The 20538-nt window shown below is 42.3% G+C and carries 23 protein-coding genes and 1 tRNA gene; 20 read left to right on the forward strand and 4 right to left on the reverse strand.

Going from position 1 to position 20538, the window contains the following annotated elements; translation table 11 throughout:
- The first annotated feature begins 25 nt into the window (after positions 1 to 25).
- Complete coding sequence (locus tag CLNEO_RS13810) at positions 26 to 316, forward strand: hypothetical protein (RefSeq protein ID WP_157723598.1); 291 nt, start codon at positions 26 to 28, stop codon at positions 314 to 316.
- A gap of 83 nt (positions 317 to 399) precedes the next feature.
- Here CLNEO_RS13810 and CLNEO_RS13815 read toward each other — a convergent pair whose 3' ends face one another.
- Positions 400 to 1002, reverse strand: a complete 603-nt coding sequence (locus CLNEO_RS13815; RefSeq protein ID WP_066090378.1) for a cytidylate kinase-like family protein — start codon at positions 1000 to 1002, stop codon at positions 400 to 402.
- Between the two features lie 222 nt (positions 1003 to 1224).
- On the opposite strand from CLNEO_RS13815, the gene aspS reads away from it, so the two are divergent.
- The 4 genes from aspS (at position 1225) to CLNEO_RS13835 (ending at position 4899) form a co-directional block, all read left to right on the forward strand.
- Positions 1225 to 3039: an aspartate--tRNA ligase gene (gene aspS, locus CLNEO_RS13820; RefSeq protein WP_066090380.1), complete on the forward strand. Its 1815-nt coding sequence runs from the start codon at positions 1225 to 1227 to the stop codon at positions 3037 to 3039.
- 259 nt (positions 3040 to 3298) lie between these two features.
- A tRNA-Pro gene (locus CLNEO_RS13825) sits at positions 3299 to 3372 on the forward strand.
- A 99-nt stretch (positions 3373 to 3471) separates the two neighbouring features.
- Positions 3472 to 4104 carry a hypothetical protein gene (locus CLNEO_RS13830; protein WP_066090384.1) on the forward strand — a complete coding sequence of 211 codons (633 nt, stop codon included), beginning with the start codon at positions 3472 to 3474 and terminating at the stop codon, positions 4102 to 4104.
- Between the two features lie 153 nt (positions 4105 to 4257).
- Positions 4258 to 4899 carry a cyclase family protein gene (locus CLNEO_RS13835; RefSeq protein WP_066090387.1) on the forward strand — a complete coding sequence of 214 codons (642 nt, stop codon included), beginning with the start codon at positions 4258 to 4260 and terminating at the stop codon, positions 4897 to 4899.
- A gap of 73 nt (positions 4900 to 4972) precedes the next feature.
- On the opposite strand, the gene CLNEO_RS13840 is transcribed toward CLNEO_RS13835, so the two are convergent.
- Positions 4973 to 5380: a hypothetical protein gene (locus CLNEO_RS13840; protein WP_066090389.1), complete on the reverse strand. Its 408-nt coding sequence runs from the start codon at positions 5378 to 5380 to the stop codon at positions 4973 to 4975.
- 208 nt (positions 5381 to 5588) lie between these two features.
- Here CLNEO_RS13840 and megL point away from each other — a divergent pair, with 208 nt between their 5' ends.
- A complete protein-coding gene (megL, locus tag CLNEO_RS13845; protein ID WP_066090392.1) occupies positions 5589 to 6782 on the forward strand; it encodes a methionine gamma-lyase in 1194 nt (397 codons plus the stop codon).
- 67 nt (positions 6783 to 6849) lie between these two features.
- Here megL and CLNEO_RS13850 read toward each other — a convergent pair whose 3' ends face one another.
- The gene (locus CLNEO_RS13850) at positions 6850 to 7767 is read right to left on the reverse strand and encodes a LysR family transcriptional regulator (protein WP_066090395.1); all 918 of its coding nucleotides are present in this window, start codon (positions 7765 to 7767) and stop codon (positions 6850 to 6852) included.
- Positions 7768 to 7927: 160 nt separating this feature from the next.
- Between CLNEO_RS13850 and CLNEO_RS13855 the strand changes: the two genes are divergently transcribed.
- The 14 genes from CLNEO_RS13855 (at position 7928) to CLNEO_RS13920 (ending at position 19385) form a co-directional block, all read left to right on the forward strand.
- Entirely contained in the window at positions 7928 to 8587 is a 660-nt protein-coding gene (locus tag CLNEO_RS13855; protein ID WP_066090398.1) for a B3/B4 domain-containing protein, read from the forward strand.
- Positions 8588 to 8726: 139 nt separating this feature from the next.
- A complete protein-coding gene (locus CLNEO_RS13860; RefSeq protein WP_066090401.1) occupies positions 8727 to 9233 on the forward strand; it encodes an RNA polymerase sigma factor in 507 nt (168 codons plus the stop codon).
- Entirely contained in the window at positions 9217 to 9525 is a 309-nt protein-coding gene (locus tag CLNEO_RS13865) for a zf-HC2 domain-containing protein (RefSeq protein ID WP_066090404.1), read from the forward strand. Before CLNEO_RS13860 ends, CLNEO_RS13865 begins: the two co-directional genes overlap by 17 nt.
- A 264-nt stretch (positions 9526 to 9789) precedes the next feature.
- Positions 9790 to 10743, forward strand: coding sequence for a beta-ketoacyl-ACP synthase III (locus CLNEO_RS13870; protein WP_066090407.1), 954 nt, complete (start codon positions 9790 to 9792; stop codon positions 10741 to 10743).
- A gap of 63 nt (positions 10744 to 10806) precedes the next feature.
- Positions 10807 to 11031, forward strand: a complete 225-nt coding sequence (locus CLNEO_RS13875) for an acyl carrier protein (protein WP_083532047.1) — start codon at positions 10807 to 10809, stop codon at positions 11029 to 11031.
- Between the two features lie 16 nt (positions 11032 to 11047).
- Complete coding sequence (locus CLNEO_RS13880; protein WP_066090413.1) at positions 11048 to 11998, forward strand: nitronate monooxygenase; 951 nt, start codon at positions 11048 to 11050, stop codon at positions 11996 to 11998.
- Entirely contained in the window at positions 11986 to 12915 is a 930-nt protein-coding gene (locus CLNEO_RS13885; RefSeq protein ID WP_066090415.1) for an ACP S-malonyltransferase, read from the forward strand. Before CLNEO_RS13880 ends, CLNEO_RS13885 begins: the two co-directional genes overlap by 13 nt.
- Entirely contained in the window at positions 12897 to 13631 is a 735-nt protein-coding gene (gene fabG / locus CLNEO_RS13890) for a 3-oxoacyl-[acyl-carrier-protein] reductase (RefSeq protein WP_066090418.1), read from the forward strand. The genes CLNEO_RS13885 and fabG overlap by 19 nt, the downstream gene beginning before the upstream one ends.
- A 9-nt stretch (positions 13632 to 13640) precedes the next feature.
- Entirely contained in the window at positions 13641 to 14873 is a 1233-nt protein-coding gene (gene fabF / locus CLNEO_RS13895) for a beta-ketoacyl-ACP synthase II (protein WP_066090421.1), read from the forward strand.
- A 5-nt stretch (positions 14874 to 14878) separates the two neighbouring features.
- Positions 14879 to 15331, forward strand: a complete 453-nt coding sequence (gene accB / locus CLNEO_RS13900) for an acetyl-CoA carboxylase biotin carboxyl carrier protein (RefSeq protein ID WP_157723600.1) — start codon at positions 14879 to 14881, stop codon at positions 15329 to 15331.
- Between the two features lies 1 nt (position 15332).
- Positions 15333 to 15749, forward strand: coding sequence for a 3-hydroxyacyl-ACP dehydratase FabZ (gene fabZ, locus CLNEO_RS13905; RefSeq protein WP_066090427.1), 417 nt, complete (start codon positions 15333 to 15335; stop codon positions 15747 to 15749).
- A gap of 4 nt (positions 15750 to 15753) precedes the next feature.
- Positions 15754 to 17076 carry an acetyl-CoA carboxylase biotin carboxylase subunit gene (locus tag CLNEO_RS13910; RefSeq protein WP_066090430.1) on the forward strand — a complete coding sequence of 441 codons (1323 nt, stop codon included), beginning with the start codon at positions 15754 to 15756 and terminating at the stop codon, positions 17074 to 17076.
- A complete protein-coding gene (gene accD, locus CLNEO_RS13915) occupies positions 17073 to 18779 on the forward strand; it encodes an acetyl-CoA carboxylase, carboxyltransferase subunit beta (RefSeq protein WP_242864222.1) in 1707 nt (568 codons plus the stop codon). Before CLNEO_RS13910 ends, accD begins: the two co-directional genes overlap by 4 nt.
- 309 nt (positions 18780 to 19088) lie before the next feature.
- Entirely contained in the window at positions 19089 to 19385 is a 297-nt protein-coding gene (locus tag CLNEO_RS13920) for a phage holin (protein ID WP_066090434.1), read from the forward strand.
- Between the two features lie 62 nt (positions 19386 to 19447).
- On the opposite strand, the gene gpr is transcribed toward CLNEO_RS13920, so the two are convergent.
- Positions 19448 to 20452, reverse strand: coding sequence for a GPR endopeptidase (gene gpr / locus CLNEO_RS13925; protein WP_066090437.1), 1005 nt, complete (start codon positions 20450 to 20452; stop codon positions 19448 to 19450).
- Positions 20453 to 20538: the final 86 nt, after the last annotated feature.

Raw genomic sequence — 20538 nt, forward strand, 5'->3', positions numbered from 1 at the left:
CTATGCGGGTTTACGCCGATTAAGGTTGGAATGGCAAAGGAATGTCTTCTGTCAAAAGAATAACTTTGCGCAGCAAAGTGATGACCCCTCACTGCCAAGAAAGGGCAGACAGCGAAGCTGGCTTTTGCGCAGCAAAGTGATGACCCCTCACTGCCAAGAAAGGGCAGACAGCGAAGCTGGCTTTTGCGCAGCAAAAGTGATGACCCCTCACTGCCAAGAAAGGGCAGACAGCGAAGCCGGCTTTTGCGCAGCAAAAGTGATGAGCCAAACCCTTGAGGGCTTTGCCCTCAAGGGTTTGGCTTTGTCTACGTTTTAAGACCTTTTGGTCCCACGAATTCATCTATTTGTCCTCTGTTAAGTTGAAAAAAGATTGATTGAACTGAGTTTTTTTCAAAGGGTTTATACAAGAGAAACATATTTTTCAATCACATCAACTATTTTTTCCAAATCCATCTTTGAGGTGTTTAAAATCAAATCGTAGTTTTCCGGATTTCCCCATTTTAGTCCCGTAAAATAGTTGTAGTAGTTGGCGCGCCTTTTGTCAGTTTTGATTACAGCAGACTCTGCATTCTTTTCCGGTAAACTATATTGGGCAATTGCTCGTTTTACACGGTCCTTTAGGTCAGCTTGCAAAAAGACATGAACACAATTTTCCATATCGGAAAGGACATAGTCGGCAGAACGCCCCACAATGACACAGCTACCTTTTTCGGCAACCTCTTTAATAACTTGGGATTGCACAAGAAAAATTTTTTCATGAAGGGGCAATCCGTAGGAATCAACGTTGGGGGTTAAGGTCGTTAGAGAAAGAAGCAAATTTTTCGCAGACGCGTCTTCCGCATTGAGAAAGTAATCCTCAGAAAAACCTGTTTTTTCAGCAGCAAGAGTAATTAACTCGTTATCATAAAATGGGATACCTAAACGTTTTGCCAATAATTCTCCCACAAAACGCCCACCGCTGCCGTATTGACGGCTAATAGTAACAATTAAATGCTTATTCATGTATATCACTCCTGTCTGTCAGTCGGATAAAAGTTACAAAATAATATTTGTATTATAGCATACCTTCCTAAAAAAGGAAACTGTGGAGCAAGCTCTAAAAAAACTTTTTCCTACAAGGATGGCAAGGCAAAAAGAGGAGAAACTTGAAAGGAAAACTTTACTTTTTTTTGAAAAATGGTATGATATAAAAAGAAAATTTTGTATTCGAAGGAGAAAATGAAAATGGGCGAAGCATTAACAGGCTTAAAAAGAAGCTGTATGTGTTGTGATGTAAATGAAACGATGATTGATAAGGAAGTTACCGTTATGGGCTGGGTTCAGCGTCGTCGTGACCTCGGACAGCTGATCTTTATTGCGTTGAGAGATAAAACAGGATTGGTTCAGATTGCCATTGACGGAAATGTGGCGGAAAAAGAGCTGTTTGAAAAAGCAGAAAGTGTCAGAAGCGAATTTGTTTTGGCTGTTCGTGGACAAGTTGCCCCGAGAACAGAGGGAAATATCAACCCGAATATGAAAACAGGAACCATTGAAATCATTGCCACTGAAATTCGTATTCTTTCTGAGTCTGAAACAACGCCGTTCCAGATTGAGGATAATGTGACTGTAAAGGATGATTTAAGATTTAAATATCGTTATTTGGATTTGCGCCGTCCGAGGCAGCTGGAAAATTTGGTTTTAAGACACAGGGTTGTTCAGGTAATGAGAAATTTCTTGGATCAGGAAAGCTTTTTGGAAATCGAAACACCTATTTTGGGTATTAGTACACCCGAGGGTGCAAGAGATTATTTGGTACCCAGTCGTGTGCATCCCGGTAGTTTTTATGGACTGCCCCAATCTCCTCAGCAGTACAAGCAGTTGCTGATGATTTCTGGGATGGATCGTTACTATCAGATTGCGAAATGCTTCCGTGACGAGGATTTAAGAGCTGACCGTCAGCCGGAGTTTACCCAGGTGGATATGGAGCTTTCCTTTGTTGATGTTGAGGATATTTTGGATATCAACGAAAGAATGATGCAGAAAGTATTTAAAGACATTTTAAATGTAGAGATTCCATTACCTTTAAAGAGAATGACTTATAAAGAGGCTATGGAGCGCTTTGGCTCCGATAAGCCTGATATTCGTTTTGGCATGGAGCTAGTAAATATTTCAGAGGTGGTTTCGGGTACGGATTTTGTAGTATTTAAAACTGCCCTGGAAGCAGGCGGCAGTGTGCGTGCCATTAATGCAAAGGGCTGTGGTGCTTTCCCCAGAAAGAAAATCGACAGTTTGGTTGAGTTTGTAAAAACCTACCGCGCCAAGGGCTTGGCTTGGATTTCCATTAACGAAGATGGCAGTCTGAAAACCCAGATTGCAAAGTTTTTTACCGAAGAAAAGCTACAGGAAATTGTTGCAAAAATGGATGGCAAGCCTGGAGATTTGATTTTGATTTGTGCAGATGAGGATAAGGTTGTATTCGATTCCTTGGGCGCACTGCGTTTGGAGCTCTCTAAGATGCTGGAATTGACTAAGGCGGATAATTTCAGCTTCCTTTGGGTTACCGAATTCCCTATGCTGGAGTGGGATGAAGAAGAAAACAGATTCGTAGCGGTACATCATCCGTTTACAGCACCCATGGATGAGGATTTGTCTTTGTTGGAAACAGACCCCGGCAAGGTTCGTGCCAAGGCGTATGATATTGTATTAAATGGCTATGAATTGGGCGGCGGCTCCATTAGAATTCACCGTAGAGATGTTCAGCAGAAGATGTTTGGCCTTTTGGGCTTTACAATGGAGGAAGCACAGGAACGTTTTGGTTACTTCCTAGATGCGTTTAAATATGGTGCGCCTCCTCATGGTGGCCTTGCCTTTGGTTTGGACAGAATCATCATGCTTATGTGCGGTGCAAGCAGTATCCGTGATGTGATTGCCTTCCCTAAGGTGAAGGATGCCTCATGCCCTATGACCGACGCACCCACTGTTGTGGATGAAAAGCAGCTGGATGAGTTGGCAATTTGTATTAACAAAGAAATCCTTGAGGCGGCAGAAAAGGCAGAATAAGTAATTTTCTACCCCAAGGAGTATCAAGAATCAAGGGGCAATTTGTGTTGTTGTTGAGATAAAACAGGATCCTTTTACAATAACGGAGGATTGTACGAAAACAGGCAGAAACAACGTTTTCGCTATTGACGTATAGCGTTAGGGCAGGGGGAAACCTCTGCCTTATTTTTGAGTAAGTTGCTTTATTTGCGTTGGTATAATATGATATCTATCTTGACAAAGCGTTGAAAAAAGTGCAAAATAAAGTTGTTGCATATCTCGATGCGTGGCTCAGTTTGGTAGAGCGCGGCGTTCGGGACGCCGAGGTCGCAGGTTCGAATCCTGTCGCATCGATGAGTAAAAAGTCATGTATGAGGAAATGCTCTCATACATGACTTTTTGTTTTATTTATGCTAAAATAAGGAAAAGACTATTTGTATTTGGAGGAAGGATATGAATTTTATTTTTTCTTTGACGGAATACAATTCAAGTTTATTTCAGTCACAAATAAGCGTGGTGCTAGAGAAAAGGAACGAGTTGTATTCGAGGGAAAGGTTTCCTAAAATATGGAGATATATTGACAAAAAGAAAGCTGCTAGAATGCCGCAGAAAGCGCTTAAACGACAACGACGCAGATATAGAATATATGGTTTCCTATTATTAATAATGGGCATATATCTTTTTATTCCTGGATTGATGGATCCAAAAGAACTTTTTGGTCCACTGATTGGTGGTGCCTTGGTAATTGTTTTGGGCGTTGGGTATATTCGATATGGAAAAACGTCTAAAAAAGTACGCTTTACTTTCTTTAATAAATCTGCAAAAAAACTATTTGAAGGTCATCGGAGCTTGAATTTCGAAAAAATTAGATTTGAAGATAATATGATTTGCTTTTCCCAAGAAGATGGGATTAAGTATGAGGAGATAGGATGTGTATTTGTTACAACAGATTTTTTTGTTTTTTTGTGGAATGATATCGTTGTTGTTTTACAAAAGAAAGATTTGATATCAAGTAGTGAAAGGGAGTTTCTGGACTTCTTGGCTTCAAAGACGCAAAAATCATATGAAATCATAAGTATAGATTAGAATGATGCCCTGCAAATCCCAGCGTATGCTTTGTGCGCCTAACTGGACATACAGAATTATGCAGTATCATCTTATGTCTTTGAAATGGCTGTTGTTTTTTACATGGGCGGATATGGTATAATACCATTTGCTGAAGTTTAGGATGATAACGATATGAGAGTGATTGATTTAACACGAACAATTTCAAATACTACCCCTGTTTATCCTGGAACGGAAGCACCAAGCGTATCCGTTGTCAACACCTATGAGGAGAGCGGCTTTCAAGAAACCCTTTTGCGCTTTTATTCCCATACGGGAACCCATATGGATGCACCTAAGCATATTTACCCCGAGGGTATATCGTTGGAGAAAAAAGAGGTTTCGGGGTTTGTGGGGAAGGCCTGCATCATTGATGTCACAGATGTTTCTGCGGGCGGAATCATCGATTTCTCTTTTATCCAGCGCAACAAAGAGCGTGTGGAGGGGGCGGAATTTATTCTGTTTCAAACAGGCTGGGATAAATATTGGGGCAAGGCGGAATATTTTGGAGAATACCCTGTGATTTCCGAGGAGGTTGCCCGGTATCTTGTGGAAAAGCAAAAAAAGGGAATTGGTTTGGATAATATCGGGCTGGACCCGATTTCTGATTTAGAATTAAAATTGCATCACATCGTTTTGGAAAGTGGAAGCATGGTGATAATGGAGAACCTTTGTAATCTTGATTTGATTGGAGAAAAAGAGTTTTTGCTTGTTGCACTTCCTCTGAAATTTGAAAATTCTGACGGTGCTCCCATTAGAGCAATCGCAATTTTGTAAAGCGCTTCATAGTAAAACACCCCATTTAAAACAGTAAAGTAAGTACTGTTTTAAATGGGGTGTTTTTATCTTTTTATTCTGCCTCAATCATGGCGAAAATATCCTCTGCCATTTTTTGATAATAGCCGGAGCTATCCTCCGATACCATTTCCGCCGCATGAGACGCATAGTACATGGTACAAGCTGCCACGTCATCTAAATCATGTTTTTTGGCTAGCATGGAAACTACCTCTGTAACCAATGAAATTCGTTCTTTATAATGCATATAATCGTTATCCTCAGCATCGCTTTCTATGGCGATCATTCCATCAATCATACCGGCATAAAAATCCAAATCCATTTCGGGGAAATGGGTATTGCTTTCCAAAAGTATGGGCAAAATAGAAGCCTGGCGGAATGAGAGAAACACCTTGTTTGCGGGAACATTTTTCAAAAATCCGTAATATTCAACACAAGATACAATCAATGTTTTCTGGTCCATTTTTTTCTCTCCTTTTTCTTTTCATCAAGGAGTATGATACCCTTTTTTACGCCAAATTTCAAGGGTTTTGGATGATTACATCCGGTTATCGGTTTTTCAGATAACTGAGTATAAAAAAGCGCTAATAACCAATGGTTTTTTTCTGTGTTACAATAAAGGTGCCAATAAATGGAAAATGGAATAATTTTATGAAAAAGGAGTGTTTTACATGTCACATACAAGCGGCGGTTTTGGTACAAAAGCAATTCATGCAGGAAATATTAGAGATAAACAATACGGTTCATTAACAATGCCCATATATCAAACATCCACATTCTTTTTTGAAAATTGTGAGCAAGGCGGACATCGCTTTGCAGGGGAAGAAGAGGGCTATATTTATACTCGTTTGGGAAACCCCACCACCTCAGTTTTAGAAAACAAGGTTGCGGCGTTGGAAAACGGCGAGGCTTGCGTTGCTACATCCAGCGGAATAGGCGCAATTTCCTCTTGCTTATGGAGTATTGCCGGGGCAGGAAAGCATATTTTGGCGGATGAAACTCTATATGGTTGCACCTTTGCATTATTGCAGCACGGGATGACCCGCTATGGCGTGGAGGTTACGTTTATCAATACCTCCGATTTAGAAGCGGTTAAGGCAAACTTAAAAGAGAATACCGTTTGCATTTATCTGGAAACTCCAGCCAATCCAAACCTTAAGATTGCGGATATTTCCGAAATTTCAAAAATTGCTCATGCGTATAATCCTAAAATTAAGGTTGTTTGCGACAATACCTTTGCTTCTCCTTATCTCCAAAGGCCTCTGGAATTAGGCGCTGATGTGGTTGTGCATTCGGCAACAAAGTACCTGAATGGCCATGGTGATGTCATTGCAGGATTTGTGGTAGGCAAAGGGGATTTCATGAAAGAAGTTAGATTTTTTGGCCTTAAGGATATGACCGGTGCGGTAATTGGCCCCTTTGAGTCCTTCTTAATTTTAAGAGGCTTGAAAACCTTGGAAATCCGTATGCAAAGACATTGTGCAAGCGCCAAGGCGGTGGCAGAGTTCTTGGCAGGTCATGATAAGGTGGAAAAGGTTTACTATCCTGGTTTGGAAAGCCATCCCGGCCATGAAATTGCCAAAAAACAAATGCATGATTTTGGTGCCATGATTTCCTTTGAGGTTAAGGGCGGAAAGGAAGCAGGCATGAAATTTGTAAACAGCCTCACCTTGGCAACCATTGCCGTTTCCTTAGGCGATGCAGAAACCTTAATTGAGCATCCTGCATCCATGACACATTCCACTTATGCGGAAGATGAGTTGAAGGCAGCAGGTATTTCTGCCGGTTTAATTCGTATCTCTATTGGTTTGGAAAATGTGGAAGATATTATTGAAGATTTAAAAATGGGATTAGAGAAAATTTAATTTCTGCTTGTTCACTGAAAGAAGGTCGTCATATTTTACCACGGCCTTCTTCTTTTTTTATAACAAATCAGTATTTTTTAATCTGCTCCTCCAAAATTTGTACAAATTCCTTTGCTTTATCGGAAAGGCTGTCACCCTTCCTTGAAATCCACCCGATACACATATCACAAACAGGGGGAGCAATGGGAATGGCCAAAATACGAGGGTCACAGTAGCCATCAGGCAAAACACCGCTGCCGGTGGAAATTGCCGTGGTGTGTGCAAGGATATTATATGCGGTTGCTCTATCGTTAACGTAAATGATTTGATTGTATTCGATGCTATGGTTTAAAACTGCTTCCTCAGAAAAATTAAAAGAGCTTTCCTCTTTTTTGGAAAAAATAACGAAGGGATATTTTTTTAGCTCGTCGAAAGAAATTTCCTTTTTTTGTGCCAGTGGATGATCCAGGTTCATAAAAACATGAGGACGCAAACGCTTCATTTCATGAAAAATCAGGTTTTTTGTGTGAAACAGCCTGCTTAAAAACAACTCTGTAATATCGGAGAGAAAAATGATACCCAAGTCACTTTTGCCCGTATGCACCTCTTCAATTACCTTACCCATAGGGCACTCCTTAAAGCCGTAATGAAAGATGGGATCACTTTGTGTTTTTAAGAATTCTACAAATGCTTTGGCACAAAAAGGGTAGCGTTGGGTTGAAATATAAAGATGAGAGTTATTATAGCCGTTTTTTGCGGAATAAAATAGTTCCACATCCTTTGCCTGCTGTAGCAGAGGATGAATTTTCGAGATGAACTCCTGCCCTTCTTCAGTTAAGGAAATTCCCCGGTTACTGCGAATAAATATGGTAATACCCAATTCTTCTTCCAATTCTTTTATGGCCGTGGAAATTGCAGATTGGGAAACAAACAGATTTTGTGCTGCTTTATTCATAGAACCGCAATGATAAATTTCCATGATATATTCCAACTGCATGAGGGTCATGGGAGGGTTCACTCCTTTTTTCTTTTATCATAGCATAAGTTTAGGCGAAAAGGGAGTGGATGGGACAATAAAATTAGGGAAAACAAATAGCTTTCCCTTGACAAGATGTTTTTTTGTCGTAAGCTGATAGTATAAAAAAGTTGGATAAAGGAGATCACTTATGAGAAAAATAACGATAGATTCTAACATTAAAGAGTGCTGTGCCGAGGCGGTTTTGGGCGTACTGCAATGTAAAATAGTCATAAAAGAGGACGAAGCCGCCTTTTTGGATTTATTAAACGAAAAAATTGCCGCGTTGGCAGAGGTTGAGCTTTCCCAAGCAAATAAGCGGGAAAAAATCCAGGCAACAAGAAAAGCCTATAAAGCCTTGGGAAAAGATCCGAACCGCTATCGCACCTCTGCTGAGGCGATGTGCCGCAGAATTTCCAAGGAGAGAGGGCTGTATTATATCAATAACGTTGTAGATATCAATAATTATCTTTCTATCAAAACCGGCTATTCCATGGGCACCTATGATTTGGAGCAGGTACAGGGAGACATTTTATGGGCGCGTGCCCCCGAAGGTACTGCATATGAAGGGATTGGCAAGGATGTGCTGAATATTGAATTTTTGCCTGCCTTATTTGATGAGCTGGGGCCCTTTGGAAATCCTACCAGCGACAATACAAGGGCGATGATTACAGAAAACACAAAGGAAATTCTTTTGGTTTATTACGCTTTTGATGGCGGAAATGAGCTGTTGGAGCTTCTTAAGGAAGCCGAAGGGTTGCTGCAAAGGTTTGCTTGTGGGCGTGATTTTCAGATGCAGATTGTTGAATGAAAATTGAAAAAAATCATGTTAGGAAAGATATATATGCTGTATAATACAGGGATTCATCATCTGTTACATCATAAAGTGTGGATTTTTTATAGACCCTATGGTATTATGACACTAGATTCAATTGAGAGAAGGTGATGGATTGAAATCCTTCGAAGCCCTTTATGCAGAGTATTATAACAAGGTCTATTGCTTTTTATTTCGGCTTTGTGACGATGGGGATTTGGCAGAGGACTTGACACAGGAAACATTTTTACAAGCCTATACATCCTTTCACAGATTCCGCGGAGAGTGCGAACTGTTTACATGGCTTGCGTCCATTGGTAAGCATGTGTATTTTAAATATTTAAAGAAAAATAAATTAGATTTGGATTCGGCCAACCTGGAATTGGTTGTAAATACATATTGCGAAGGTTGTATTGACCCGGAAGAGCATATGCGAAGAAAAGATGTTGAAGAAGCCGTGAGAGAAATTATTGATGGTATTCCGAAAAAATACAGGGATGTAATATTGCTGCGAATTTACGCAGAGCTGTCGTTTTCTCAAATTGCCTTGGTTTTAAAAATCAGCGAAAATTCAGCAAAGGTTATTTATTTTAGGGCGAAAAAAATGCTGATGGAGGTGTTAACCCATGAGTTTGAAATGTGATATTGTAAAGGATCTTGTGGCACTGTATCATGACGGCTTGGCAAGCGAAGTCAGTGAAGCGGCGGTAGAAGATCATTTAAAAGGATGTAAAAGCTGTCGAGATTATTATAAACAGTATAGGCTTTCGGCTCCTGTACCGATTAATTTAAATTTTGCTTCCTCCGGAAATTATGGGGAATTGGCAAAGCATATGAGGGTTCGCCGTTTGTGGATGCTGGTTTCCGCATTGGCATATGTAAGTGCTTCTTTATGTGCGCTTATCATGCTGCTTATGCGGATGCGGCGAAAATAAAAATTTTTAGGTAAGGTGTGGCTATGTAAGCTGTCCCTTTGGCGTGCATAGTTCGCTTTATATTACTTTTTTTGTTTGAAAATTTATAAAATTAGAATTTTTTAATAAAATGGTAAAAAACTTGGAAAGATAGGCTTTGAAGCATATCTTTTCTTTTTGTGGAAAGAAAGGTCGAAATAATTTTTATTTTTCTTGTAACCTTTTTCAAATTTTTAGGTACTAAGTTTGCAGAACATAAAAGAATGCAGCTCGGAGGATTGAAAAATGACTTTTAGTGTACTTGGAACGGGGATGTATGTGCCCCCCAAAATTGTAACCAATGAAGATATTTCAAAGCTTGTGGATACCAACGATGAATGGATCATGCAAAGGGTTGGGGTAAAGCAAAGACATATCAGCGTGGATGAAACAGCGGCGGACATGGGATGTAAAGCAGCCTTGGCGGCTTTGGAAAATAGCGGTGTAAAGAAAGAGGAAATTGATTTAATTTTGGCGGCAAGCGTAAGTGGTGAGTCAATTTCTCCTTCTGTTTCCTGTATGATCCAGAATCTTTTAGGCGTTTCCTGTGTGGCTTTGGACATTAGTGCCGCTTGCTCAGCGTTTGTTTTTATGCTGGAAACAGCCGCAGGCTTCTTTGCAAGAGGAAAGGCAAAAAAGGTTTTGGTTATTGGTGCGGAGCGTTTAAGCCGTATTGTTGATTGGGAAGATAGAGGAACCTGTGTTATTTTTGCTGATGGCGCCGGAGCGGTGGTGCTTGGCGAAGGAGATTCTTATCTTGATGCCGTTTTTGATGTAAAAGGCGGTTTTGATGTGATGGATATTCCTCAGCCCATCGGTAAATCCCCATTTTATAAAGGAACGCAAAAAAAACCGTTTATTCATATGGCAGGTCAGGAAACCTTTAAATTTGCCGTAAATGCAATTTGCAATGATTGCACTGCCCTTTTGGAAAGACAGGGGCTGACTTGGGATGACATTAAATACATCGTTCCTCATCAGGCCAATAAGCGAATTATAGATTTTGCCAGTGTGAAGCTAAAGATTCCAAAAGAAAAATTCTATGTAAATATTGATCGATTTGGAAATACCTCCTCTGCAAGTATCCCCATTGCACTGGATGAAATGAACCGAAATGGGATGTTAAACAAGGGAGATTTGCTCTTGCTGCCTGCTTTTGGCGGCGGTTTGGCTAGTGCAACTTGTATTTTAAGATGGTAATGAATGCCTAAGGGCTTCATATAAAAACAAAAAAATTATGTATATTAAAAGGAGATTATAATTATGGTATTTGAAAAAGTTGCAGCAATGTTAGCAGAAAAATTGGAATGTGAAGTTAGTGAAATTAAAATGGACACAAAGTTTGAGGCTTTGGGCATTGACTCTTTGGATGTAATGGAATTGCTTATGAACGTAGAAGAAGAATTCGGCACTGAAATCGAATTGGGCGAAAACAAAGTAAATGCAGTAGGCGACTTGGTTACACTCATCGAGAGCAAATTGCAGTAAGAGAGGAGGGGACAGAATGATCCTTTCACCTATCTGTTCTATGTTAGGAATTGAATATCCCATTTTTCAGGGCGGTATGGCTTGGATTGCCGATGGCAAGCTGGCGGCGGCGGTTTCAAACGGCGGCGGCTTAGGCATTATCTCTGCAATGAATGCCGGCGGTGATTATCTTCGTGAGCAAATTCAAATTGCTCGGGGATTGACGGATAAGCCCTTTGGCGTAAATATTATGCTGATGAGCCCCCATGTGGAGGAGGTCGCAAAGATTGTTGTGGAGGAAAAGGTTCCTGTGGTAACAACAGGTGCCGGCGTCCCTACAAAGTTTATACCCATGTGGAATGAGGCGGGAATTAAAGTGATTCCTGTTGCGGCATCCGTAGCGGCGGCAAAAATGATGGAAAAAGCAGGAGCGGCGGCGGTCATTGCCGAAGGCGGTGAATCCGGTGGTCATATCGGTGATATGAGTACCATGCCTTTAGTCCCTCAGGTTTGCGACGCAGTGAAAATTCCTGTATTGGCGGCAGGTGGTATTGGTGATGGCAGAGGAATTGCAGCGGCTTTTATGCTGGGTGCCGTTGGGGTACAAATGGGTACCAGATTCCTTTTGGCCGAGGAGTGTTCCGTTCATCCCAATTATAAAGAAATGGTTCTAAAGGCAAGCGATATTTCTACCACAACCACAGGTAGAAGGTTTGGCGGAAATACCTGCCGTGGTTTGAAAAACAATTTTACACGGGAATTTTTGAAAAAAGAATACGCACCCGAAACCACAGCAGAAATGGTTGCGGAATTGGGTGTGGGCGCTTTGAGAAAGGCGGCTGTGGAAGGTGACACTAAGGAAGGCTGTTTCTTAGCAGGGCAGATATCCGGTATGGTGAAAAAAGAACAGCCTGCCGCAGAAATTTTAAGGGACATTGCAACAGAGGCAGAACTTTTGTTAAAAGGAGGCGCAAAATGGGTAAAATAGCATTTGTTTTCTCCGGTCAAGGTGCGCAAAAAGCGGGCATGGGCAAAAGCTTCTATGACGAAAAAGAAAGTATCAAAAACTTATTCAACGGGGCGGAGAAAATTCGCCCCAATACCCTAAACCAGTGCTTTTTTGGAACAGAGGAAGAACTGAAAAATACAGAAAATACGCAGCCCTGCTTATATTTAACGGACTTAGCGGCGGCACTGGCGTTAAAAGAAGAGGGCATTATTCCAGATGGTGTTGCCGGATTTTCCTTAGGGGAAATTCCCGCATTGGCCTTTGCGGGAGCCTATGCACCTTTAGACGGTTTTCGACTGGCCTCTTTTAGAGGGCGGGTTATGGCAAGGGAAGCCGAAAAAAACCCAGGCACTATGCTTGCGGTAATGAAGCTGGAAAACAGCAAGGTAGAAGAGATATGTAAAAGTTTTGAACAGGTTTATCCTGTAAACTATAATGGCCCCGGGCAGTTGGTGGTTGCAGGGCAAAAAGAGGAAATGGAGGCCTTCTCAAAGGCAGTCAGAGAAGCCGGCGGCAGAGGCTTGCCCATTAAAGTAGGCGGCGGCTTTCACTCCCCGTTTATGAAGGAAGCGGCAAAAGATTTTGCTGAGGCATTAAAGGAATATCAGATTCAGAAGCCTGAAATTCCCGTTTACTCCAATTATATGGCAAAGCCCTATGAGGAAGATGTGCGGGCTTGGATGTCCCCCCAGATTGATCATGCGCTGCGTTGGCAGGAAAGCATAGAGCAAATGGCGGCGGATGGGTTTGATACTTTTATTGAGGTGGGCGTGGGAGATACATTAAAGAAATTGATTTCTCGTATCTTACCGGAAAGTAAGGTTTATTCCGTTTCTTCTATGGAGGAAATACAAAAGCTCAAAGAGGAGGATATGATATGCTCAAAGGAAAGGTAGCAGTTGTAACGGGCGGTTCCAGAGGAATTGGCGCAGCTATCTGCAAATTATTCGCGAAAAATGGAGCAGATATTGCTTTTTTATATGCAGGAAATACCCAAAAGGCGGAAGAGACTCAAAAGGAATTGGAAGCCATGGGGGTAAAGGCCAAAGGCTATCAGTGTAATGTTGCCGATGCAACCCAGGTTGCGACGAAGGTGAAGGAAATTGTGGCTGACTTTGGCGGAATTCAAATTTTGGTTAACAATGCGGGAATCACAAAAGACGGCTTAATTCCCATGATGAAGGTAGAAAACTTTGACAGCGTGGTGGATACCAATTTAAAGGGTGCCTTTTATATGATCAAGCAGGTGTATCCCCTGTTTTTAAAGCAAAAAAGTGGGAAAATTATCAATATTAGTTCGGTTTCGGGCTTGATGGGAAATGCAGGGCAGTCAAATTATTCTGCGTCCAAGGCAGGTTTGGTAGGGTTGACAAAATCAGTGGCGAAGGAACTGGCATCCCGTGGTGTTTGCTGCAATGCCATTGCACCGGGCTTTATCGCTACGGATATGACAGAAACCTTTACTTCGAATGATGAAATTAAAAATGCAATTCCCATGAAACGCTTCGGGCAGGCAGAGGATGTAGCAAAGCTGGCATTATTCCTTGCCACCGATGCATCAGATTATATAACCGGCGAAGTAATCCGCATCGACGGCGGTATGGCAATGTAGGAGGTTTGTATGAGAAGAGTTGTTGTGACAGGTTTAGGGGCGGTTACCCCTATCGGAAATACAGTTGAAAGCTTTTGGCAAGGCTTGGTGGAAGGAAAAAACGGGATTTCAAGCATCACACGTTTTGACGTTTCCGAAAGTAAATTTAGGTTAGCGGCAGAATTAAAGGATTTTGATCCAACCTTATATATGGAAAAATTAGCGGCAAAAAAACTAGACCGTTTTTCTGTTTATGCTTTGGCGGCTACTGCCCAGGCAATGGAGGACAGTGGCTTGGAGAGCAAGGTTGCGCAAGAGGAGCTTGCCGTTTACTATGGTTCAGGTGTAGGCGGTTTTGAAACTTTTTGTGAAAGTTCCGCTACCTTGATAGAAAAAGGGGCAAGGAAAATTTCCCCACTGTTTATTCCCAAAATGATTAGCAATATTGCCGCAGGAAATATTGCCATTCGTTATGGTGCAGAGGGTGCCTGTGTATCGGTTACTACTGCTTGTGCCACAGGAACTACGGCAATTGGCGAAGGATATCGTGCCATTATGCATGGCTATGCCACAGCGGCAATTTGTGGCGGCGCCGAGGCTTCCATCGTACCTTTGGCCGTTGCAGGTTTTGGCAGTTGTATGGCATTAAGTCCTTCTGACGATGCTGACGCGGCTTCTCTGCCCTTTGATAGCAGACGAGGCGGCTTTGTTATGGGGGAAGGCGCAGGCACTTTGATTTTAGAGGATTATGAACATGCAAAGGCAAGAGGTGCAAAAATTTATGCTGAGGTGGTTGGCTATGGCTCCACCTGTGATGCACACCATGTGACAGCACCATCTCCTGAAGCAAAGGCAAGCGCAAAGGCAATAAGGGATGCGGCAAAGGGGCTGGAAGGCATTGCACCGGAACAGCTGTATTATAATGCCCATGGAACAGGAACACCCATGAATGATACTGTGGAAACCCAAGCAATTCACAATGCTTTTGGCGAGGACGCAGGCAAGCTTCATATCAGCTCCACTAAGTCCATGACCGGTCATATGCTGGGTGCAGCAGGTGCGGTGGAGGCCATTGCTTCTATTTTGGCAATGAAAAACGGTATGGTTCCTCCTACCATTAACTTAAAGGAACAGGATCCCAAGTGCGATTTGAATTATACACCAAATGTTGTAGTGGAAGCGGCTTTGGAAGGGGCTCTTTCCACTTCCTTAGGCTTTGGTGGACATAATGCCTGTGTTGCATTTAGAAAAATAAAGGATTGATGATGATGGAAATCAAAAAGATATCAGATTTGGCTAAAATATTGAAACAAAATCAACTGACAAAGCTGGATTTAACAGAGGGCGATGTTCGTTTGGTTTTAGAGTCTGCCGGTGGTAAAGTTGTTTTGCAGGAAGTTCCAAGGGAAATTGAAATTTTCGAGGAAGAAACAACAATTACCATGGAAGAAAAGAAACCTGTAGAGGAAACGATAACGGCGTATGAGCAGAAATCTCCATTGGTTGGTACTGTTTATCTGGCGCCCCAAGCTGGTTCTGCCCCTTATATCAAGGTTGGCGATAAGGTGAAAAAAGGCGATGCTGTATGTATCGTGGAATCCATGAAAATGTTCAATACCATTGAGGCGGAAAAAGACGGCGAAGTCGTTGCAATTCCTGTGGATAACGGACAGATTGTAGAGTACGGCCAGGTATTGGTTTGCATTCGTGAGGAGGCTTGACGTGAATCAAGAGGAAATCAAGAAGGTTTTGCCCCATAGAGATGCCATGCTTTTGATTGACGAGGCAGAGGTGAAAGACGGTGTTGCTTATGGCAAAAAGACCATTACAGGAGACGAATGGTTTTTGCAGGGTCATTTTCCTGAAAACCCTGTGGTACCAGGTGTCATTTTATGTGAAATTTTGGGTCAGTCCACCTGTGTACTGCTTTCAAAGGAAAATGAAGGGGTAACGCCTTTTTTTACAGGGCTTGATAAGGTGCGCTTTAAAAACAGTGTACGTCCCGGCGATGTTCTTGAAACACAATGCAAGCTGATTAAAAATAAAGGTGTGTTTTACTGGGCCGAAGGAAAAGGCTTCGTAAACGGAAAGCTGTGCGTGCGTGCTGAATTTTCGTTTGCATTAATAAAGGAGACTTGAGGATATGTTTACAAAAATTCTCGTGGCAAATCGTGGAGAAATCGCAGTGCGCATTATTCGTGCCTGCAAGGAAATGGGAATTGAAACAGTAGCGGTATTTTCTGAGGCAGATCGCAATTCTCTGCCTGTGGCTTTGGCGGATGAGAGAATTTGCATCGGCGGGAAAAGTGCCACGGAAAGCTACTTAAATCAAAAAAACATTATTAGTGCTGCTTTGGCCTGCAACGCCGGCGCCATCCATCCCGGATACGGATTTCTTTCGGAAAACCCCGAGTTTGCAGCACTTTGCGAAGCAAATGGAATTGTTTTTATTGGGCCGAAAAGTCAAGTGATGGAAAGCATGGGGGATAAAGACCATGCCCGTAGACTGATGAAGGAAATCGGCGTGCCTGTGGTTCCAGGAACGGAAATTTTAAAGGACGTTGCGGAGGCAAAGGCCTTAGCTGAGGAAATCGGGTTTCCCTTATTGGTAAAAGCAACTGCCGGCGGTGGCGGCAAGGGAATCAGAGTGGTAAATTCAAGAGAAGAGCTGGAACACGCTTTTTTTACTGCATCGGCAGAGGCAAAAAGTGCCTTTGGCAATGGTGAGGTATTTTTGGAAAAATATTTGACCCATGTTCGTCATGTGGAAATGCAGATTTTGGCCGACCATTTTGGGAATATGGTATGCTTAGGCGAAAGAGATTGTTCCCTACAGCTGAATAAGCAAAAGGTATTGGAGGAAACGCCAAGCCCTGTCATGACGGAGGAAATTCGCTCCAAAATGATGGAGGCGGCAATGAAAGCTGCAAAAGCCGCAAATTACACCAATGCAGGGACGGTGGAGTTTTTACTGGCACCTAACGGAGAATTTTATTTTATCGAAATGAATACCCGCTTACAGGTTGAGCATCCTATTACGGAGGAAATCAGTGGGGTTGACATTGTAAAATGGCAAATTCGCATTGCCTGTGAAATTCCTTTGGATTTTGAGCAGGAGGATGTTCATTTAAAGGGACATTCCATAGAATGCCGTATTAATGCAAGGTCTACGGGGAAGATTAATTTTCTTCATATTCCCGGGGGCGCAAGGGTACATTTTGATACGGCTTTGATCCAAGAATGTGAGGTTGTGCCTTATTATGATTCCATGCTGGGCAAGCTAATTGTTTTTGCAAATACCAGAGAGAATGCCATCCGAAAAATGGAGGCGGCTTTATGTGAAATGATCATTGAAGGGGTAAATACAAATATTGAGGATCAGCTAAAGTTGATTCGTAGCAAAACCTATTGGCATGGAGCGTATGATACGCTGATTTTGCCTGAAATTTTAGCGGAAGGGAAGTGATTCGCTTGCAAAATATCGTGGGGTTGTTCCGCAAATCGAAAAATAATTTGGAAGAAGGGGGAATCACCCCTGTTGTAGATGAAAAAATGCGCTGTCCCGTTTGCAAGTCCTTTGAAACAAAGCGGAACGTTGCAAAAAATAAAATGGTCTGCCCCTCATGCGGTCATCATTTCCGTATTAGCGCAAGAACCAGAGTGAAAGCGCTTTGTGATAAAGGGAGCTTTCGTGAGTTTTTAACCCAGCTTTCTACTAATGATCCCCTCAATTTTCCCGGCTATGATGTGAAGCTGGAAAGCGGTAAAATGGGATCGGGAGAGAATGAGGCGGTATTGTGCGGCCGTGCTTCTTTTAAGGGGCAGGAATGTGCATTATTTGTGATGGAACCCCAGTTTATGATGGGCAGTATGGGTTCCGTTGTGGGCGAGAAGCTGGCAAGGCTGTTTGAATATGCTGCGGAGGAAAAGCTGCCCGTGGTTGGCTTTACCTGTTCGGGAGGAGCAAGAATGCAGGAGGGAATTCTTTCTCTGATGCAGATGGCAAAGGTAAGCGGCGCAGTGGATTATCACAGCAAGCGGGGCGGTTTATATATTACCGTTTTGACTGACCCCACCACAGGTGGTGTTACCGCAAGCTTTGCCATGCTTGGGGATATTATTTTATCTGAGCCTAATGCAACCATTGGATTTGCGGGGCGCAGAGTCATTGAGCAGACCACTAAGAAAAAGCTGCCTGATGATTTCCAGAAGGCAGAATTTCTGCTGGAGCATGGATTTGTGGATGGCATTGTGCCAAGAACGCAGCTTAGAAAAACCATAGCAACACTCCTGCGTCAGCATGAAATGAAAGAGCATAGTGCCGCATTGGAGGATGCACTTTTTCGCCAAGAAGCCAAGAAGTATAAAATCAATATGTTATCACCTTACGAAAGAGTTTTGACGGCAAGGTCACAAGACCGTCCAACGGCAAGGGCATATATTGAAAAAATGTTTACAGACAGAACAGAGCTTCACGGAGACAGAAAATATGCTGATGATCAGGCGATTGTTGGCGGAATTGGAATGCTTGGTGAAATGCCCGTTACCTTTATCGGCATTGAGCGAGGCAGAAACCTTGAGGAGCGCATTCAATGCAATTTTGGTAGTCCTATGCCCGAAGGCTATCGCAAGGCGCTGCGCCTAATGAAGCAAGCGGAAAAGTTTCACCGACCGATTATTTGTTTGGTGGATACGGCAGGTGCATTTTGCGGCGAGGAAGCAGAGGAGCGAGGGCAGGGGCAGGCAATTGCAGATAATTTGATGGAAATGATGGCCTTAAAAACGCCAATTATTACCGTTGTTATTGGTGAAGGCGGCAGCGGCGGTGCGCTGGGGCTTTCTGTTGCAAATAGGCTTTATATGCTGGAAAACGCCGTGTTTTCTGTTATTTCTCCAGAGGGCTGTGCCAGTATTTTATGGGGAGAGGCATCTCTTGAGGCATCGGCAGAGGCGGCAAAATGCTTGTGCATTACTGCGGAGGATATGAAACGCTTTGGTGTAGCGGAACGAATTCTGCCAGAAAAATTTGGGTGTTTTGAGGAAATGTGTAATGAACTGAAAGAAACCCTAAGGGGTGATTTTAAGGAAATTTATAAGGATTCCCCCAAAATCAGCGAAAAGAGATATGAAAGATTTCGGAAGCTTGGCAGTTGGATAGAAAATAAATAATTTAGGGAACCGCTTTTCATTTTTTTGGGGAGCGGTTTTTTGCGAATTTTTATACACACCCCTTGTTATGGACGAATTTGAAAACAATTTTTTATTCCCCTTACCCTACTCCTTGGGGTTTTGATTTTTTAGAAGCTGGTAATTGTAAAATATTTTAATTTAAATTCTAGCCCTTCTTTTCATTTACTTAATTTTTCATTTGCTTTATGCAGAAATTTTCATTTTCAGGAAATTCCGCAGAACTTTTATTATATATTGTAATAGAGCCTTTTATGTAAATTAGTGAGGGAAAAGAAAAGGGGTGGAAGCATGAAAATCAATTGGAGGGTTCGCATAAAAAATCCATATTTTTGGATTGGTTTATTTGGCGTTATCATGGCAACGCTGGGCGCAAAACCGGAGGATTTTACCAGTTGGTCTTTGGTTTGGGAAGAAATAAAGAATGTGGCAAGCAATCCGTTTTTGCTTATTAGTGTGATTTTAGCTGTCATTGGTGTAGTCACCGATCCCACAACAAAAGGAATCTGCGATAGCAGGCAGGCGATGGGCTATATAAAGCCCAGAGATGATGGGGAAAATACCCATGATTCGAATTTTGGGCAATAAAATTTGTTTTTGGAGTAAAAAACCTCCTAAGGGTTTATGAACTTTAGGAGGTTTTAGCTGCCTTAGCTGTATTTGCTGATATCTTCCATTGTAATGCCGGGGTGCAAAGCAATATTAATACCATTGGCAATAATATTTGAAAGCCTGTCTATGACGGCATCCACTTCTTTTGGTGTGACAAACATATTTTCCGTATAGGGATCCAAAATTTCTGTAATCATGGTATATTTTTCTTCCTGCTCCAAGTCCTGCAGCATTTGATAAAAGCTGGAACCTTCTTTTGTCTGGCTGATCATGCTTGCTAAAATTCGATCCATGGTATCATTTACCAAGGTTGCGGCGTCCACCACCGTAGGCACCCCAATGGCAATGACGGGAATCCCTAAGGTTTCTTGGTTTAGCTCCATTCTTTTATTGCCTACGCCGGCACCGGGAGCAACGCCCGTATCGGACATTTGAATGGTTGCGTTAATGCGGCTGGAACGTCTTGCCGCCAAGGCATCAATGGCAATTAATAAGGTAGGCTTTACTTTTTCTACCAGGCCTTTAATGATTTCCCCTGTTTCCACGCCGGTAAGCCCCATAACACCGGGACTGATTGCGGCAACAGGTCGAACGGTTCCCTCAATTTCCTCTGGTAAGCATCCTTGTAAATGGCGTGTTACCAAAATACGGGAAATAACTTTTGGTCCTAAGGCATCAGGAGTAATATTCCAGTTTCCAAGGCCTGCTACAAGAATACAGTCCTTTTCTTTGGGCTGCGCCAGCTTGCGCAGCTGATCTGCCAAAAGCTGAATAATTACCTCGTGGCAGTCTACGGCATTTTCTTTTAATTTTTGAGATTCAATGGTAATATATTCTCCCATTGGCTTTCCCATAGCCTCACTGCCTGCTTTGTTTACAATTCTTACCCTTGTTAAGGTGTAGCATTCTCCCTCTTGGGTTTCAACTTGAACCCCCTTTGGTTCCACGTCCGCGTTCTCCTGTTTTTCACCAATCATTTCTCTGGCCTCAATGGCCAAGTCTGTTCTTATTTGAAAAGTATTTTTTTCATCCTTTTCTTTCATTTATTTCACCGTCTTTCACGCTTTTGCCTTATTTTTTCCGTCCTTTTGAAATATATTCATTGACTTATTTTCGTTCATCGGGTAAA

This window comes from Anaerotignum neopropionicum, assembly GCF_001571775.1.
GTDB lineage: Bacteria > Bacillota > Clostridia > Lachnospirales > Anaerotignaceae > Chakrabartyella > Chakrabartyella neopropionicum.